The organism is Paraburkholderia sp. J8-2, assembly GCF_905220195.1.
In the GTDB taxonomy this organism is placed as follows: Bacteria; Pseudomonadota; Gammaproteobacteria; order Burkholderiales; family Burkholderiaceae; genus Paraburkholderia.
In genome coordinates this window covers 193,627-209,785 of the sequence record NZ_CAJMZA010000011.1, presented here as the reverse complement: position 1 = coordinate 209,785, position 16,159 = coordinate 193,627, and the positions used below count along the sequence as shown (strand labels likewise).

General features: G+C 66.9%; 11 protein-coding genes. 6 read left to right on the top strand and 5 right to left on the bottom strand.

Features of this window, described 5'->3' with window-relative positions:
- Positions 1–23: 23 nt before the first annotated feature.
- The gene (locus U5A52_RS23925; RefSeq protein WP_321912989.1) at positions 24–2,126 is read right to left on the bottom strand and encodes an NAD(+) synthase; all 2,103 of its coding nucleotides are present in this window, start codon (positions 2,124–2,126) and stop codon (positions 24–26) included.
- Positions 2,127–2,369: 243 nt separating this feature from the next.
- Between U5A52_RS23925 and U5A52_RS23920 the strand changes: the two genes are divergently transcribed.
- From U5A52_RS23920 to U5A52_RS23910, 3 genes are all read left to right on the top strand, one after another.
- Complete coding sequence (locus U5A52_RS23920) at positions 2,370–3,542, top strand: GNAT family N-acetyltransferase (protein WP_321912686.1); 1,173 nt, start codon at positions 2,370–2,372, stop codon at positions 3,540–3,542.
- An 89-nt stretch (positions 3,543–3,631) separates the two neighbouring features.
- Complete coding sequence (locus U5A52_RS23915; RefSeq protein ID WP_321936484.1) at positions 3,632–3,949, top strand: GIY-YIG nuclease family protein; 318 nt, start codon at positions 3,632–3,634, stop codon at positions 3,947–3,949.
- A 163-nt stretch (positions 3,950–4,112) separates the two neighbouring features.
- A complete protein-coding gene (locus U5A52_RS23910; RefSeq protein WP_321936483.1) occupies positions 4,113–6,977 on the top strand; it encodes an EAL domain-containing protein in 2,865 nt (954 codons plus the stop codon).
- A 72-nt stretch (positions 6,978–7,049) separates the two neighbouring features.
- Here U5A52_RS23910 and ppa read toward each other — a convergent pair whose 3' ends face one another.
- Positions 7,050–7,577 carry an inorganic diphosphatase gene (gene ppa / locus U5A52_RS23905; RefSeq protein WP_116611852.1) on the bottom strand — a complete coding sequence of 176 codons (528 nt, stop codon included), beginning with the start codon at positions 7,575–7,577 and terminating at the stop codon, positions 7,050–7,052.
- A 307-nt stretch (positions 7,578–7,884) separates the two neighbouring features.
- Here ppa and U5A52_RS23900 point away from each other — a divergent pair, with 307 nt between their 5' ends.
- From U5A52_RS23900 to U5A52_RS23890, 3 genes are all read left to right on the top strand, one after another.
- Complete coding sequence (locus tag U5A52_RS23900; protein WP_321936482.1) at positions 7,885–9,324, top strand: aldehyde dehydrogenase family protein; 1,440 nt, start codon at positions 7,885–7,887, stop codon at positions 9,322–9,324.
- A gap of 42 nt (positions 9,325–9,366) precedes the next feature.
- Positions 9,367–10,125 (top strand): SDR family oxidoreductase, encoded by a 759-nt coding sequence (locus U5A52_RS23895; RefSeq protein ID WP_321912696.1) that lies wholly within the window; start codon positions 9,367–9,369, stop codon positions 10,123–10,125.
- A gap of 198 nt (positions 10,126–10,323) precedes the next feature.
- A complete protein-coding gene (locus tag U5A52_RS23890; protein ID WP_321912698.1) occupies positions 10,324–11,643 on the top strand; it encodes an MFS transporter in 1,320 nt (439 codons plus the stop codon).
- Between the two features lie 86 nt (positions 11,644–11,729).
- On the opposite strand, the gene U5A52_RS23885 is transcribed toward U5A52_RS23890, so the two are convergent.
- From U5A52_RS23885 to hemC, 3 genes are read right to left on the bottom strand one after another with little or no spacing between them, the layout of a single operon-like run.
- The gene (locus U5A52_RS23885; protein ID WP_321912700.1) at positions 11,730–12,929 is read right to left on the bottom strand and encodes a heme biosynthesis protein HemY; all 1,200 of its coding nucleotides are present in this window, start codon (positions 12,927–12,929) and stop codon (positions 11,730–11,732) included.
- A 3-nt stretch (positions 12,930–12,932) separates the two neighbouring features.
- Positions 12,933–15,104: a fused uroporphyrinogen-III synthase HemD/membrane protein HemX gene (gene hemDX / locus U5A52_RS23880; RefSeq protein ID WP_321936481.1), complete on the bottom strand. Its 2,172-nt coding sequence runs from the start codon at positions 15,102–15,104 to the stop codon at positions 12,933–12,935.
- Complete coding sequence (gene hemC, locus U5A52_RS23875; RefSeq protein ID WP_321912704.1) at positions 15,101–16,153, bottom strand: hydroxymethylbilane synthase; 1,053 nt, start codon at positions 16,151–16,153, stop codon at positions 15,101–15,103. Before hemC ends, hemDX begins: the two co-directional genes overlap by 4 nt.
- Positions 16,154–16,159 lie beyond the last annotated feature (6 nt).

Sequence of the window (16,159 nt, the reverse complement as noted above, 5' to 3'; positions counted from 1 at the left end):
ATTCTACGCTGTGCGGCCGGGGCTCAAGCCGAGGGCTTGCCCGCGCTCGCCCCACTCGCTTCATCGGGTACCTGTTCCAGGTCGGCGAGCCACACCACCGACTCCGAATCGCTCGGCGCGCGCCAGTCGCCGCGCGGCGACAGCGAGCCGCCCGAGCCGACCTTCGGCGAATTCGGAACACAGGTGCGCTTGAACTGGCTCTGGCGGAAGAAGCGGTCGAGGAATATGCGCAGATTGCGCTTGATCGCCGCAAGATCGTACTGGTTGCGCACGACTTTCGCGTTCTCGGGCCACGCCCCGGCTTCCCGGTCGCCCCACGCGTGGCGCGCGAGGAACGCCACCTTCGAAGGCGCGAAGCCGAAGCGCAGCGTGTAGTAGAGGTTGAAGTCCTGAAGCTCGTACGGGCCGATCGTGCTCTCGGTTTTCTGCTCGGGCGCGCCATCGGACTTGCCCGGAATCAGCTCGGGGCTAATGTCGGTGGCGAGAATCGCTTCGAGCACGTCGCGGCCGCTCTCGCCGTTCTGGCCAATCTGGCCGGTTTCGGCCACCCAGCGTACGAGATGCGTGATGAGCGTCTTCGGCACGCTCGCGTTCACGTTGTAGTGCGACATGTGATCGCCCACGCCGTACGTGCACCAGCCGAGCGCAAGCTCGGAGAGATCGCCCGTGCCGATCACGATCGCGTGATTGAAGTTGGCAAGGCGGAACAGGTGATTCGTGCGCTCGCCGGCCTGCACGTTTTCGAAGGTGATGTCGTAGGTTTCCTTGCCTTCCGAATACGGATGACCCAGGTCTTCGAGCATCTGCATGCAGCTCTGGCGAATGTCGATTTCACGCGCCGTACAACCCACGAGCGCCATCAGTTCGCGTGCCTGGCGCAGCGTGCGCTCGCTCGTGGCGAACCCGGGCATGGTGTACGCGAGGATGTTCGCGCGCGGCAGCCCGAGGCGGTCCATCGCCTTCGCGCACACGAGCAGCGCATGCGTGGAGTCGAGCCCGCCCGACACGCCGATCACCACTTTCTTGATGCCCGCCTGCGAAAGCCGCTGCACGAGCGCCTGCACCTGGATGTTGTAGACCTCGTTGCAGCGCTCGTCGCGGCGCTTCGGATCGGCCGGCACGTAGGGGAAGCGCTCCACGCGGCGCGCCAGCGCGAGCGTTTCGCGCGCCCAGGCGCCCTCGCCCGCCAGCTCGCATGCAATCACGCGAAACTTCGCGACTTCATCGGCGTGGCGGCGAATCGAATCGCCGAACGTGGTCTGGCGGACGCGCTCCTGCTGCAAGCGCGCGAGATCGATGTCGGCGAAGATGAGGTGCGAGTCGTCCGGGAAACGCTCCGATTGCGCGAGCAGTTCGCCGTTTTCGCACACGAGCGCGTGACCGTCCCAGGCCATGTCGGTGGTCGATTCGCCCTTGCCCGCCGAGGTGTACAGATACGCCGCGAGACAGCGCGCCGACTGTTGCGACACCAGCTGCTGCCGGTAGCCCGCCTTGCCCACCACGACATTCGACGCCGAAAGATTCACGAGCACCGAAGCGCCCGCGAGCGCCGCGAACGACGACGGCGGAATCGGCACCCAGACGTCCTCGCAAATCTCCACGTGAAAGCGCAGACCCGCGACCTGTGGAACTTCGAACAGCAGCGACGCACCGAACGGCACGTCCGCGCCGGCGAGGCGCACGGTGTCGGTGCAAGCGACATCGGCGGGACTGAACTGGCGCGGCTCGTAGAACTCGCCATAGTTCGGCAGGAAGCTTTTCGGCACGACGCCTGCCACACGTCCGCCCGCCACGACAGCCGCGCAGTTGAAGAGTGAATGGCCCGCGCGCACCGGCAGCCCGACGATCATGACGAGCGGCAGCGTGGCCGAGGCTTCCACGATCTGCGCGAGCGCGCGCTCACAGGCGTCGAGTAACGCTTGCTGATGGAACAGGTCGTCGCAGGTATAGGCCGAGAGGCCCAGCTCGGGGAACGCGACGAGCGCCGCGCCCTTCGCAGCAGCCTCGCGCGCGAGCGCGAGCGTCTCGGTGGCGTTGAACGCAGGGTCGGCCACACGGCAGCGGGGCACGCCCACGGCCACGCGCGCAAAGCCGTGCGTATAGAGATTGAAGAAGCGCTCTTTCATTTCGATAACCTTGAGGCGGGCGCGCTGCGCACGAAAGCGCGCGCTCTGACGTTCGGGCTGCTTGATGCCGCTTGGTGCCGCTTGGTGCCGCGTGATGCCGCTCGATGTCCCCGCGCGGCTGCCGCCGCTGCAAGCGGCGCGGCGGTCCTCACCCGCTCGGGACGTTTGCTTTACCATGACCGTTTGCCGCGGCAGGCGCTGTTGAAACGCCCACGCCGCTTCCCACGCCAACGGGCACGCAAGTTGAAACAGGAACATTTCGATTATCGCACGGGCATCCTCGGCTCACCGTCCGAGGTCGACGCCGCCGAATGGAACGCGCTGCTCGCACGCCAGGCGCAGCCTACGCCTTTTTTGCGCCACGAATTCCTCGCTGCGCTCGACGCCACGCGCTGCACCACGCCGGACGAGGGCTGGGCCGCGCAGTTCGTCACGCTCACCGACACACGCACGGGGCGCCTCGCCGCCGCCGCGCCGGTGTACCTGAAGGGCCACTCGTACGGGGAATACGTGTTCGACTGGGCCTGGGCCGACGCCTACAAGCGCAACGGCCTCGAGTACTACCCAAAGCTCCTGTGCGCCGTGCCGTTCACGCCGGTGCAGGGCACACGCCTGCTCGCCGCCGACGCGACCGCGCGCCGCCACCTGGCCGCCACGCTGCTCGCGTTCGCCGAGCAGGCCGACGTCTCGTCGCTGCACGTGCTCTTCCCGACCACCGAAGACGCCGAGGCGCTGACCGACCTCGGCATGATGCAGCGTGAAGGCGTGCAGTTTCACTGGCTCAACGACGGCTATCGCGACTTCGAGGACTTCCTCTCGACGCTCGAGCAGAAGAAGCGCAAGAACATTCGCGCGGAACGCCGCAAGGTGCGCGAAGCGGGCGTAACGATGCGGCGCGTGCGCGGCGAGGACATCAGCGACGCCGAGTGGCGCTTTTTTAGCCGCTGCTACCGGCAGACGTATCGCGAGCATTTTTCGTCGCCGTATCTGAATCTCGACTTCTTCCGCACGATCGGCGAGACGATGCCGGAGAATCTGCTGCTCGTGATCGCCGAGCGCGAAGGCAAGCCGATCGCGAGTTCGCTCGTGGTCTGGCAGCGCGGCGAGAATGGCCAGGGCGGCACGCTCTATGGCCGCTACTGGGGCGCGCTCGAACACGTGCCGTGCCTGCACTTCGAGACCGCGTACTATCAGCCGCTCGAATTCTGCATCGAGGAAAAGCTCGACGTGTTCGAAGGCGGCGCGCAAGGCGAGCACAAGATGGCGCGCGGTTTCCTGCCCACCGCCACGCGCTCGGCGCACTGGCTCGCCCACCCTGCGTTCTCGGACGCCGTTGCGCGCTTTCTCGAAAACGAGACCAACCATATTCACGCCTATATGCACGAGCTCAATGAGCGCAATCCTTTTCGTGCTTGATGCGCCTGATGCGCCTGATGCGTGCGAAAAGCTCGCGCGCAGCGTGTCCTGAAACGCCCTCGCCTAATACGATCATCGCTTCCAGAACTATGCCGTGGTTCCTCTACATGCTCGAATGCGCCGACGGCAGCGTCTACACGGGCATTGCCATCGACGTCGCAGCCCGCTTCTCGCAGCACGCAAGCGGCACGGGCGCGCGCTACACGCGCTCGCGCAAGCCGGTGCAGGTGCTCGCGCAGTTCGAGTTCGCCGACCGTGCGCGCGCATCGAGCGCCGAATACTGGGTCAAACGCCTCACCCCGCGCGAAAAGCGCGCGCTCGCGGCCGGCGCGCGCACGCTCGAATCGGTCCTGCCGCCGCCACCCCCGCCTCCGGATACGTCCCCGGACACCGAAGCATCAGAATGAGCAAACCGAGCAAACGTCTTGCCAAACGGGCGTTTGCTCTTTTCATCGAACACCCCGCGTAAAGCCTAAAGCCGCCCGCAGCCTCCGCCGTTATTGCGCACAAGACGCCGGTCTTAGCCCCCGGCGTGCGCGCTCATTTCACCTCGGACGGGGCCGGTGAGGCATGCAGAGACCTATTAAGGCGGAGACGAGCCGGCTTGCCCCCGGTTGGCACGGATTGCGGCGCACGACCGCGGTCCTGCTGCCGCTATGGCTGCTCGCGGCCGTCATGGCGGTGATCGCCGCGGCCAGTCTCTCGATCATGTCGATCCTGCTTGCCTATGTGGCAGGAGAAAGCAGCTGGTCGAAGGGACAGAAGGACGCCGTTCACGCCCTGGAGCGCTATGCGCGCACCGGCGACGAAACGGACTACCGCACGTTCCTCTCCGGCATTGCCGTGCCGCTCGGCGACCGGGCGGCCAAGCTGGAGATGAACCGCGCGCAACCGGACACCGCGGCAATCCGGCGCGGCTTCGAGCTGGGCCGGATCGCGCCCGACGATATGGACGGCATGACCTGGGGCTACCGCACGCTCAAGAACACGCCGTGGATGCGCCCGGCGGTGGCGTTCTGGGATATCGGCGACCACTTTATCTTGCGTCTCGCCGATACAGGCGAGCGCCTGCACGCACTCGTGCAGTCGGGCCGGCTGCACGCGCCGGAGTCCGCCAACCTCGTGCGCGAACTGCGCGAGATCGACAGCCAGCTCGCGCCCATCGAAAGCGGCTTCTCCCGCTCGCTCGACGACGCGGCACGCGCCACGCGCTCGCTCCTGACACTCGCGCTCGCCGCCTCCGCCATCGGGCTGCTCGGCGTGTTCTCGCAATTCATCCGCCGTGCGCTCGCGCGCAGCGACCGCCTCGAAGCCGAAGTTCGCAAGAACGAGGAGCGCCTCACACTAGGCTTCGAAGGCATCAACGCCGGGCTCTGGGACTGGGAGGTCGGCAGCCGCCAATGCTACTTCTCGAACTGGCTGTATGAGCAGCTCGGCTATGACGTGGGCACGCGCTTCGAAAGCGATACCGGCCTCACTCAGCTCGTCCATCCCGACGACCTCACGCTCGTGCGCCACGCGTTGCGCCAACACCTCGCGCGCGCAACGCCATTCGATGTGGAATTTCGTCTGCGCACGCTCGCGGGCACTTACTGCTGGTGCCGCGCACGCGGCCAGGCAGTGCGCGACGCGCGCGGGCGCGCCGTGCGCATGGTCGGCTGCCTGTTCGATATCACCGAACTCAGGACGGCCGAAGCGAAGGCCTATACCGAACGCGAACTGGCGGAGGTCACGCTGGCCTCGATCGGCGAAGCGGTGATCCGCACCGACGAGAACGCGCGCGTGACCTACTGCAACGCCGTGGCCGAACGCATGCTCGGCCGCGCGGCCGCCGATATGCTCTCGCAGCCGTTCGACGCGATCTGCGATCTGCGCAACGACGCGCACGAACCACAACGATTCGATATCCTGATCAATTCACGAGCGACGGCTGCGACGGACGACACAGGCGGCGTGACGCTTCACGTGACGCGTCCGAACGGCTCGCGCCTCGCGGTCGATTACTCGGTGTCGAAGCTGCGCGACGTGCAGCGCCGGGTGATCGGCACGGTGATCGTGCTCTACGACGTGAGCGCACTGCGCGAACACGCGGCCCGCCTCGCCTACCAGGCGACCCACGACGAGCTCACCGACATCTACAACCGCCGCGAATTCGAGCGGCGGCTCGCCGCGCTGCTCGACGACGGTGGCAATGCACAGCCGGGGCAGTCAGGACAGCCAGGACACGGCCACGCGGTCATGTTTCTCGACCTCGACCAATTCAAGGTCGTCAACGACACGTGCGGCCACTCGACCGGCGACGAACTGATCCGCCAGGTCTGCCGCGTGCTCAAAAGCGAGCTGCGCGGCGAAGACATCATTGCGCGCCTGGGCGGCGACGAATTCGGCGTCGTGCTGCCGCACTGCACGGCCGCGCACGCGTCGCTGCTCGCGGAGAACCTGCGCGCGGGCATTGCCGCGATCCGCTTCACGGGCGCCGGGCGCATCGTGCAGACGAGCGTGAGCATCGGACTGGTCAGCGAGGCGGCAGGCCTCGTTTCCGTAAAGGAAGTGATGAAGGCCGCGGACGTGGCGTGCTACATGGCGAAGAAGAAAGGCCGCAACCGCGTGCACCGCTTTCGCTATGACGACGAAGAACTCTCGCAAACCCACGCCCAGATGGCATGGGTCTCCGACATCAAGGCCGCGCTCGAAAACGGCCAGTTCTGCCTGTTCGGCCAGAAGATTCTCTCGCTCGCGCAGGCATCGTCGGCCGACGACACGCACGTCGAACTGCTGCTGCGCATGCAGACCGCCTCGGGCGCACTCGTGGAGCCGTCGGCCTTTATCGGTGCGGCGGAGCGCTTCGACCTCATGCCGGCTATCGACCGCTGGGTGATCGCGAGCGCGTTCGCGATGATCGCCGAAGGCACGCACGATTACGGCACCTGGTCGATCAACCTCTCGGGCGCCTCGCTCGGCGACGAGCAGCTCGCCGACTATATCGAGGCGCAGCAGCGCGTCTGGTCCATCCCGTTCGAGCGCGTGTGCTTCGAGATCACCGAAACCGCCGCGATCACGAACATGGACGATGCGATCAAGCTCATCGAGCGCCTGCGCGCGCAGGGCTGCCGTTTCGCGCTCGACGACTTCGGCGCGGGCATGTCGTCGTTCAACTACCTCAAACATCTGCACGTCGACTATCTGAAGATCGACGGCAGCTTTATCCGCGGCATCATCGACAGTCCGCTGGACCAGGCCATCGTGCGTTCGATCAACCAGGTCGCGCACGCAGCGGGGAAGCTTACGATCGCCGAGTGCGTGGAGGACGCCGCCATCGTGGACTGGATGATCGCGATGGGCGTGGACTACGCGCAGGGCTACGGCGTGGGCAGGCCCGCACGGCTCGACATCCTGCGCGGGCCGGAACTGCGCGACGTCGCCGAGGTGGGCTAGTCGAGCGCCCATGAAAAAACCGCACAGCCTGTCGGCGCGTGCGGTCTTTCGATCAACCCAAAAGCGTGCGAATTACTTCTTGAAGTTCGCCACGCCGTCGGTGATTTCCTTGTGGGCGGCTTCGATGCCGACCCAGCCTTCGACCTTGACCCACTTGCCCTTTTCGAGCGACTTGTAGTTCTCGAAGAAGTGCTTGATCTGGTCCTTCAGGTACTCGGGCACGTCGTCGAGCGACTTGAGGTTGGCCGTCATCGGGCAGACCTTGTCGTGCGGGACCGCGATCAGCTTCGCGTCGACGCCCGACTCGTCGGTCATCTGCAGCATGCCGAGCGCGCGCGAGCGCACGACGGAGCCTGCCAGCAGCGGGAACGGCGTGATCACGAGCACGTCGACCGGGTCGCCGTCGCCCGAGAGCGTCTGCGGAATGAAGCCGTAGTTCACGGGATAGCGCATGCCCGTGCCGACGAAACGGTCGACGACGAGCAGGCCCAGGTCCTTGTCGGCTTCGTATTTCACCGGATCGCTTTGCGCGGGAATCTCGATGATCACGTTGAAGTCTTGCGGCAGATCCTTGCCGGCGGGGACATTTGCAAAGCTCATGAGCGCTCTCTGTTGAGAAGGGAAAAAGCGACGGTTCGCGCGCAAAACCCGCGCGAACGGACGTTGGAGGATGGACGCCATTATAGCCAATCGGCCAGGGCGGGCCAGGACGGCCGGCGCTTCGGCCCAGGGCTTTCCCGCACGCAGATGAAGTGCCTGCTGAATTCCTGCGCGTAGGGCCTGCAATTGGCGCGATAATGAATCCGCCGGCGCGGCCCGCCATCGGGCAATTCGAGGCACGCCCCGGCGACGTTTCCCGTTTTGCGTTTCCCCTCCCTCGTTTCACCCCCATTTACGAGGCGCATGCATGGAAGAAGCGAAGCACTTCATTGGCGGCGAATGGCAAGCGAGCGCCAGCGGCGAAACGCTCGCCGCGATCGATCCCTCCACCGGCCAGCCGTTCGCGCAGCTCGCGCGCGGCAATGCCACCGACATCAACGACGCCGTCACGGCCGCACGCAAAGCCTTCGAGGGCGCATGGGGCGCATTGAGCGCCACCGAGCGCGGGCGACTGCTGTTCGCGCTTTCGGGCCTTGTCCTCCAGCACAAGGAGGAACTCGCGCAGCTCGAAGCGCGCGACACGGGCAAGCCGCTCAAGCAGGCGCGCGCCGACGCCGCCGCGCTCGCGCGCTATTTCGAGTTCTACGCCGGCGCCGCCGACAAGCTGCACGGCGAAACCCTTCCCTACCAGAGCGGCTACACGGTGCTCACGGTGCGCGAGCCGCACGGCGTGACGGGCCACATCGTGCCCTGGAACTACCCGATGCAGATCTTCGGGCGCAGCGTGGGCGCGGCGCTCGCCACCGGCAACGCGTGCGTGGTGAAGCCCGCCGAGGACGCCTGCGTGTCGCTCTTGCGCGTGGCCGAACTGGCGCGCGAAGCGGGCCTGCCCGCCGGGGCGCTCAACATCGTCACGGGCCTGGGGCATGAGGCGGGCGCGGCGCTCTCCTCGCACCCCGGCGTCGACCACATCTCGTTCACCGGTTCGCCGCAAACGGGCAAGCTCGTCGCGCAGATGGCCGCCGAGCACCACGTGCCCGTCACGCTGGAACTGGGCGGCAAATCGCCGCAAATCGTCTTCGCCGATGCCGATCTCGACGCGGCGCTCCCCGTGCTCGTGGCCGCGATCGTGCAGAACGCGGGGCAGACCTGTTCCGCGGGCAGCCGCGTGCTGATCGAGCGTAGTGCGTACGAGCCGCTCATCGACCGGCTCGCTGCGTCGTTCGGCAAACTGCGCGTGGGCCCCGCCAGCGCCGACCTCGACTGCGGCCCGCTCATCAACGAGAAGCAGCGCCAGCGCGTGCGCGGCTTTCTCGACGAAGCCACCGCTTGCCGTATCGCCACGGCGGCGAGCGGCAGGCTCGAAGCGGATGCACCGAGCGGCGGCTTCTACGAAGTCCCGACCCTGCTGCGCGACGTGCCGCCGCAAAGCCGTCTTGCGCAGGAAGAAGTGTTCGGGCCGGTGCTCGCGGCCATGCCTTTCGAGAGCGAGGAGGAAGCGCTCGCGCTCGCCAACGGCACGCTTTATGGCCTCGTCGCCGGCATCTGGACGCGCGACGGCGCGCGCCAGATGCGTCTTGCCCGGCGCGTGCGCGCGGGCCAGGTGTTCGTCAACAACTACGGCGCGGGCGGCGGCGTCGAATTGCCGTTCGGCGGCACCCGGCATTCGGGGCATGGGCGCGAAAAAGGCTTCGAGGCGCTCTATGGCTTCACGGTGCTGAAAACAATCGCGATCCGGCACGGCTGAACCCTTACGCAGTCAAGCAAGCACCATACAAACGGAGACACCATGCGACTCAAAGGCAAGACGGCTGTCGTGACGGGCGCCGGTTCGGGCTTCGGCGAAGGGATAGCCAAGACCTATGCGCGCGAAGGTGCGAACGTCGTCATCAACGATCTGAACGGCGATGCAGCAGAGCGCGTGGCGAGCGAGATCGCGCTCGCGGGCGGACGGGCCATCGCGGTGCAAGGCGACATCACGCGCGAAGCCGACTGGCACGCGCTGCGCGAAGCCGCCATCGAAGACTTCGGCAGCGTGCAGATCGTCGTCAACAACGCGGGCACCACGCATCGCAACAAGCCCGTGCTCGAAGTGAGCGAAGCGGAGTTCGACCGCGTCTACGCCGTCAACGTGAAGGGCCTCTACTGGAGCGTGCGCGCGTTCGTGCCGCATTTTCGCGAGCGCGGCGGCGGCGCGTTCGTCAACATCGCGTCGACTGCGGGCATCCGGCCGCGGCCGGGCCTCGTCTGGTACAACGGCAGCAAGGGCGCGATGATCGTCGCCAGCAAGGCGCTTGCCGCCGAACTGGGCCCCGACCAGATTCGCGTGAACTGTGTGAACCCCGTGATCGGCGACACGGGCCTGACTGCCGAATTCATGGGCGTGCCCGACACGCCCGAGAACCGCCAACGCTTTATCGCGACCATCCCGCTCGGACGGTTTTCCACGCCGCAGGACGTGGCCAACGCGTGCCTCTATCTCGCCTCGGACGAAGCGGCGTTCATCACCGGCACCTGCATCGAAGTCGATGGCGGCCGCTGCGTCTAGTGCGCGCCAAGTCGTTGACTAATCGGTGTTTTCCCCGAGCGTTACGCGCCGTCGCGCCACGGCGGCGCGTATAGAATGGTCGTGCTTTCGCGTCGAATACCCGCCATAACACGGCGGCAATACAACAAACACGCCAACGAGCAAGATCTTGCTCTGCATGGGACCGGAGCGCCATCTCCGGTCGACAAAGGAGACACCATGGCCAGTCCAGCGAATCACCTGCCGCAAGCGGGAGCGGGCGCACCGCCCTCCGCCTTCGAGGAAGCCACGTATCGCAAAGTCGCGTGGCGGCTCATTCCGCTTCTCATGCTGTGTTATGTGGTCGCGTATCTGGACCGCGTGAACGTGGGCTTCGCCAAGCTGCAGATGAGTTCGGCGCTCAATCTCTCCGATGCGGTTTATGGCTTCGGCGCGGGCATTTTCTTCGTCGGTTACTTTCTGTTCGAAGTCCCAAGCAATGTGATCCTGCATCGCGTGGGCGCGCGGGTGTGGATCGCGCGCATCATGGTCACGTGGGGCCTCGTCTCGATCCTGACGATGTTCGTCACCACGCCCACCATGTTCTACGTGATGCGCTTTCTGCTCGGCCTGTGCGAGGCGGGCTTCTTCCCCGGCATCATCCTCTACCTCACCTACTGGTATCCGGCGCATCGGCGCGGGCGCATGACCACGTGGTTCATGACGGCCATTGCGCTTTCGGGCGTGATTGGCGGGCCCGTGTCGGGCTGGATTCTCAAGTCCTTCGACGGTGCGAATGGCTGGCAGGGCTGGCAGTGGCTCTTCCTGCTCGAAGGGCTGCCTTCGGTGATCGTCGGCGTGCTGGTGTTCTTCGTGCTCGACGACCGCATCGGCAAAGCCAAGTGGCTCACCGAAGAAGAGCGCGCGCTGCTCGAACGCAACATCGCCGCCGAAGATGCCACCAAGGAAGACCCGCCGCTCATGAGCGTACTCACGAGCCCGCGCGTACTGGTCATGAGCCTCACCTACTTCTCGTTCGTGATGGGCCTTTACGGCGTGAGCTTCTGGCTGCCCACCATCATCAAGGCGACGGGCGTGAAAGACGCGCTCACGATCGGCCTGCTTTCGGCGATTCCGTTCGCGGCGGCCGTGGTCGGCATGGTGCTCTTCGCGAAGAGCGCCGACCGCACGCGTGAGCGCCGCTGGCACATCGCGATTCCCGCTGTCATCGGCGCGATCGGCCTCGTGCTCTCGGTCACCTGGGCGCACGACACCACGCTCGCCATGACGGCGCTCACCATCGCGACCATCGGCATTCTGACCACGCTGCCGCTGTTCTGGAGCCTGCCCACGGCCTGGCTCTCGGGCACAGCGGCGGCGGCCGGCATCGCGCTCATCAACTCGATCGGCAATCTCGCGGGCTTCCTGAGCCCGTATGCGGTGGGCTGGCTCAAGGAGGCCACGAAGGCCAACGATTCGGGCATGTACATGCTCGCAGCGTTCATGATCCTGGGCGGTTTGCTCGCACTTTCCGCACCGGCGAAACTCGTGAATCGCTGAAGCGTTCCGGGTTCTCCAAAAACAAACGGCCGCCTGTTTTGCAGGCGGCCGTTTTCGTTGGGACTTCGGATTTGCAGTGAGCTTCCTTAGACCACGTTCATCGACAGCGCACTTTCCCGATAGTGCGACGCAGCCTTGTCGCCGTCGCCGAGCTGCTCGTGCAGGCGCGCGAGCGCGCGATGCGAGCGGATCTTGAGCGGCTCGTTCTGCGTGGCGTCGGCGGACTTGAGCGCGGCTTCGAGGAACGACTGCGCCTTGCCCCACAGCTGCTGCTTCAGGCACAGGCGGCCCAGCGCGAACAGCAGGTCACCGTCCTCCGGGCGCTCTTTGCGCCACGCCTCGGCCTTCTGGATGAGCGGCAGCGCGTCGCTGCCAGCCGTGTCCGGATAGCGGCGCAAAAGGCGCGCGTCCCAGTTCTGCGCGAGCGCTTCCTCGACGATCTTGCGCGCGTCGGCCTGGCGATCGAGCGCGATCAGCAGTTCGGCGGCGCAATCGGCCAGACGCGGCGAGTGACGCTCGACGTTCGAGAGCGACTGCCACAGTTCGAGCAGCGCGTCGGCGTTGTGGCGACGATCGCGCAGCAGGTTTTCCGCCGCGAGCTGGCGCAGACGCACGGCCACGGCCGGGTGCAGCGCCTCGCGCTTTTCCAGCGTCTTCACGAGCTTGAGCACTTCGCTCCAGTTCTTCAGCTGCTGCTGGGCGCGCAGTGCGATCTGCTGAGCGTGAATGCGGCGGCCGCCCTGCGTGCGCATTTCGGTGAGCGCGGCGAGCGCGCCATCGGCGTCGCGGCCGTCGGCGCGCATGTCGGCGGTCGCCATGAGGCGCGCTTCCTGCAGGTCGGGGTCGTCGACCTGGGTGAGCCATTCGTCGCGGCGCGCGTATTCATGCAGACGATGCGCGGCCGTCGCGGCGATCAGGCCCGCGGCGCTCGTGTTCTTGATGTCAGCGAGCGAATCGCGCGCGGCCTTCTCGGCGCGCGAGAAGCGGCCCGCGTAGAGATTGCCCACGGCGTCGCGCAGCGCCGAGTTCGCCTTCTCGGTGCGCATGCGTGCACGGTAGGCAGCCACGCGGCGCGGCATCGTCACGATGTTGCGCGCGAAACGCAGGATCGCGTACAGCAGCAGGAAGGCCACCACGATGCCGACCACGAACAGGTTGAGCGAGACGTCTACCCGATACGGCGGATAGACGAGCAGCACCTGCCCGGTGTCGAAGCGCCCGACGGTCGCAAGCGCGACGGCAATCGCGAAGAGAAGCGCGAGCCAGAGGAGTCCACGGATCGCCATGTCTTACCCCCGGCTCCGGTATTGCTGGATCGCCTTCAGGCTCGTGTCGAGCGTGGGCAGCGCGACGGCGGCCGAGCCGTCGTTCACTTGCTTGAGCAGATCGCGCACGGTTTGCGTGTCTTTCGAGGCGCCGTCGAAGTAGCGCGCAAGCGTGGCGTCGGCGGCCGCGAGGTCGGACTTGAGCGTGTCCTGGTTGCGCGAGAGCAGCGAGAGGCGCGCCGAGAGCAAACGCAGCTTCAGGTTCTCGCGCACGAAGTAGCCTTGATCGGGCGACACGAGCATGGCGTCCGCGTTGTCGATGCGGCGCACCTGCACGAGGCTCGCGATCTGCTTGCCCACGCCGTCGACGAACGTGTCGATCCACACCTTCCATTTCGCCTGATTGGTCGCCGCGGCAACCTTTGCGACATCGGCGGGCTGCGCAGCTTCGGGCTTCGTATGCGCGACGATCGCTTCGCCCGAGAGCGGCAGCGAGTCGATCTGGCCGAGCGCGGTGTCGAGCTTGATGGCGAGGCCTGTGAGGTCCGTGGACGGCGCGGCCTTGAGCTTGTCGATGTCCTGCGCGATGGCCTTGCGCACGGCGATGGCTTGCGCGTTCTCCGAAGCGGCGAGGCGCGTGTCCGCGCTTTGCAGCGCGAAGAGCGCGAGCTGCGTGTTGCCCGTGAGCTGGAGCTGTTCGCTCGCACTCGAGAGCATCTGGCCGACTTCGGCGAGCGTCCAGTCGTCGCGGCTCTTCGAAAGATCGGCGTATTGCTGCGCGAGCGCCTGCTGCGAAGTCTGCGCGTCGGCGATCTTGCCTTCGAGCTGGGCGATCTGCTTGTCGAGCTGCTGCGCACCCGAGACGGCCTCGTCGGTGCGTGCGCGCAGCGCGGCGATCTGCTGCTCGCCTGCCTGCTGGCGCTGCGCGAGTTGCGTGTCGAGCCGGTCGAGCTTGCGGTTGAGCGCGTAGCCGCCCGCTCCTGCGCCTGCCGCGATCAGCACCACGACGAGCCACAGCAGCGCCGAGCCCGCGCCGCGGCGTGCCGGGCCCGGCGGCTGGGTCAGCGGCGCGGAAGACCCCGTGCCCGACGACGCATACGACGGCCGCGCCGACGCGCTGGCCGAAGCCGACGCGCCGGAGGAAACCGCCGCGCCCGTGGCGACGGCACCCTGGTTTGCTGTGCTGCTTGAGTTGTTCGAATCTGTCATGCGTGGGTTGGCCGGCGTCTGGGCCGGAGTGTTCTGAACCGGTTGAACAACGGAAGAAGCGAGGCCTAGCAGCGTCTCGACGATGCGTTCGTCGCCCGCGCCGGACACCGTAATCCTATCAAAACCCATTGAGCGCGCCGTCTCGGCGATCCGCGGGTGAGGCGCGACGAGCGGCGCATGACGCAGTTCGACGATCTCGCCCGCCGTGAGGTGCTCGCGCGCGAGTTCGTCGAGGTTGCGCACGCCCTCGGAACTCGTGACGAGCCACGCGTGCGGCGCGCCTTCGAGCAGCGCGTGCACCTGTGTCCACGTGGCGATGGGCGGCTCGGGCACGACACGGCGGTAAGCCGCTACGGTCTCCACCTCGGCGCCCGCTTCGCGCAGACGCTCGGCGAGCCACTCGCGGCCGCCGTCGCCGCGCACGATCAGCACGCGCTTGCCGGCAAAGGCGTCCGCGCCGAAGGTCTTCTCGAGCGCCGCGTAAAGCGACTCCGAATCGAAGCGCGCAGGCTCTTCTTCCCCCGCGCCCGCAGGGCTCACGACGCGATGCTCGGGCTCGGCCACGCCGTGACGCTCGAGCGCGGCCACGCTCGCCGGGCCGACCACGGCAACGGGCAGCGCGGGCGGCCAGATCGAGGACACCGAGGCATAGCATGCGAACGCGCGATCGACTGCGTTCGGCGAAACGAACACGACGAGCGCATAGCGTTCGAGCGCACCGAGCGCGGCGCGCAACGGCGCTTCGTCGGTCACGGGCGCAATGGAGATGAGCGGGAAGTCGAGCGTGCGCATGCCGCGCTGCGCGAGCCGCCCGGCGAGCCCATCCGACTGACCGGCCGGCCGGGTAATGACGACGGTGAACGGCGTGCTGCCGCTACCCGCGCTTGCCGACGACGCGCGCTTCGCGCCGGTGGAGGCGTCGCCAGGGCCGCCCCACTCGTCGGGCTGGCCGGCGTTGCCGCGCGGTTGCCAGGGGCCGGCCATCATCGGGAGGCCGGGCCTTCGCCCGTGCCGGTTGGGTTGTTCATGGCAGCGCCCGTTTGAGGCGCCGTATTCGGGCCGTCGGCGGCCTGGGCCGCATCCGCGAGCGCGCGCACGATCTCGAGCGCGCCTTGCGCGATGAGGTCGTCGGCAACGCGGCGGCCGAGCGCGACGGCCTCGTCGACCGTGGACGCCGCGGTGGCCTCCTGCGCGGCGAGCACACGGCTCGCGTCGGGCGTGGCGATCGTGCCGCGCAGCGCGAGCATGCCGTCGTGCCACTGCGCGTAGGCCGCGAGCGGCACCGTGCAGCTGCCGCCCAGTGCGCGCGAAACCATGCGCTCGGCCTCGACTGCCTTCGCGGTGGCGTCGTCGTGCAGCGGCGCGAGCCATGCGGCGATATCGGCGCGGTCCGCGCGGATTTCGATGCCGAGCGCGCCCTGGCCCGCCGCCGGCAAGCTGTCCTCGGGCTCGATGAGCGCACGGATGCGCGCGCCGAGGCCAAGACGCTTCAAGCCCGCAGCCGCGAGAATGATGGCCGCGTAGTCGCCGCGATCGAGCTTGGCGAGGCGCGTGTCGAGATTGCCGCGCAACGGCTTCACGTCGAGATGCGGATAGCGCGCACGGATCATCGACTCGCGGCGCAGGCTGGACGTCCCCACCACGCTGCCCGCGGGCAACGCGGCGAGCGAATCGTAGTCGTTGGAGACGAACGCGTCGCGCGGGTCCTCGCGCTCCATGATGGCCGCGAGCGTGAAGCCTTCGGGCAACTCCATCGGCACGTCCTTGAGCGAGTGCACCGCGAGATCGGCGCGGCCCTCGGCCAGCGCCTGCTCCAGTTCCTTCACGAAAAGACCCTTGCCGCCCACCTTCGAAAGCGTGCGGTCGAGAATTTGATCGCCGCGTGTCGTCATTCCAACAATTTTCACGTCGCAGGCTGGATATAATTTGTGCAGCGCAGCTTGCACATGCTCTGCCTGCCACATCGCGAGGCGGCTCTCCCGCGAAGCGATCACCAGGGTGCGGGGCATGGGCGCGGATAACGTCTCGGAGTTCATGGCAAG

Excerpts from the sequence above, each read along its gene's own strand:
- U5A52_RS23925 (WP_321912989.1), bottom strand. The coding sequence starts at position 2,126 with ATGAAAGAGCGCTTCTTCAATCTCTATACGCACGGCTTTGCGCGCGTG.
- U5A52_RS23915 (WP_321936484.1), top strand. The coding sequence starts at position 3,632 with ATGCCGTGGTTCCTCTACATGCTCGAATGCGCCGACGGCAGCGTCTAC.
- U5A52_RS23910 (WP_321936483.1), top strand. The coding sequence starts at position 4,113 with ATGCAGAGACCTATTAAGGCGGAGACGAGCCGGCTTGCCCCCGGTTGG.
- ppa (WP_116611852.1), bottom strand. The coding sequence starts at position 7,577 with ATGAGCTTTGCAAATGTCCCCGCCGGCAAGGATCTGCCGCAAGACTTC.
- U5A52_RS23900 (WP_321936482.1), top strand. The coding sequence starts at position 7,885 with ATGGAAGAAGCGAAGCACTTCATTGGCGGCGAATGGCAAGCGAGCGCC.
- U5A52_RS23895 (WP_321912696.1), top strand. The coding sequence starts at position 9,367 with ATGCGACTCAAAGGCAAGACGGCTGTCGTGACGGGCGCCGGTTCGGGC.
- U5A52_RS23890 (WP_321912698.1), top strand. The coding sequence starts at position 10,324 with ATGGCCAGTCCAGCGAATCACCTGCCGCAAGCGGGAGCGGGCGCACCG.
- U5A52_RS23885 (WP_321912700.1), bottom strand. The coding sequence starts at position 12,929 with ATGGCGATCCGTGGACTCCTCTGGCTCGCGCTTCTCTTCGCGATTGCC.
- hemDX (WP_321936481.1), bottom strand. The coding sequence starts at position 15,104 with ATGATGGCCGGCCCCTGGCAACCGCGCGGCAACGCCGGCCAGCCCGAC.
- hemC (WP_321912704.1), bottom strand. The coding sequence starts at position 16,153 with ATGAACTCCGAGACGTTATCCGCGCCCATGCCCCGCACCCTGGTGATC.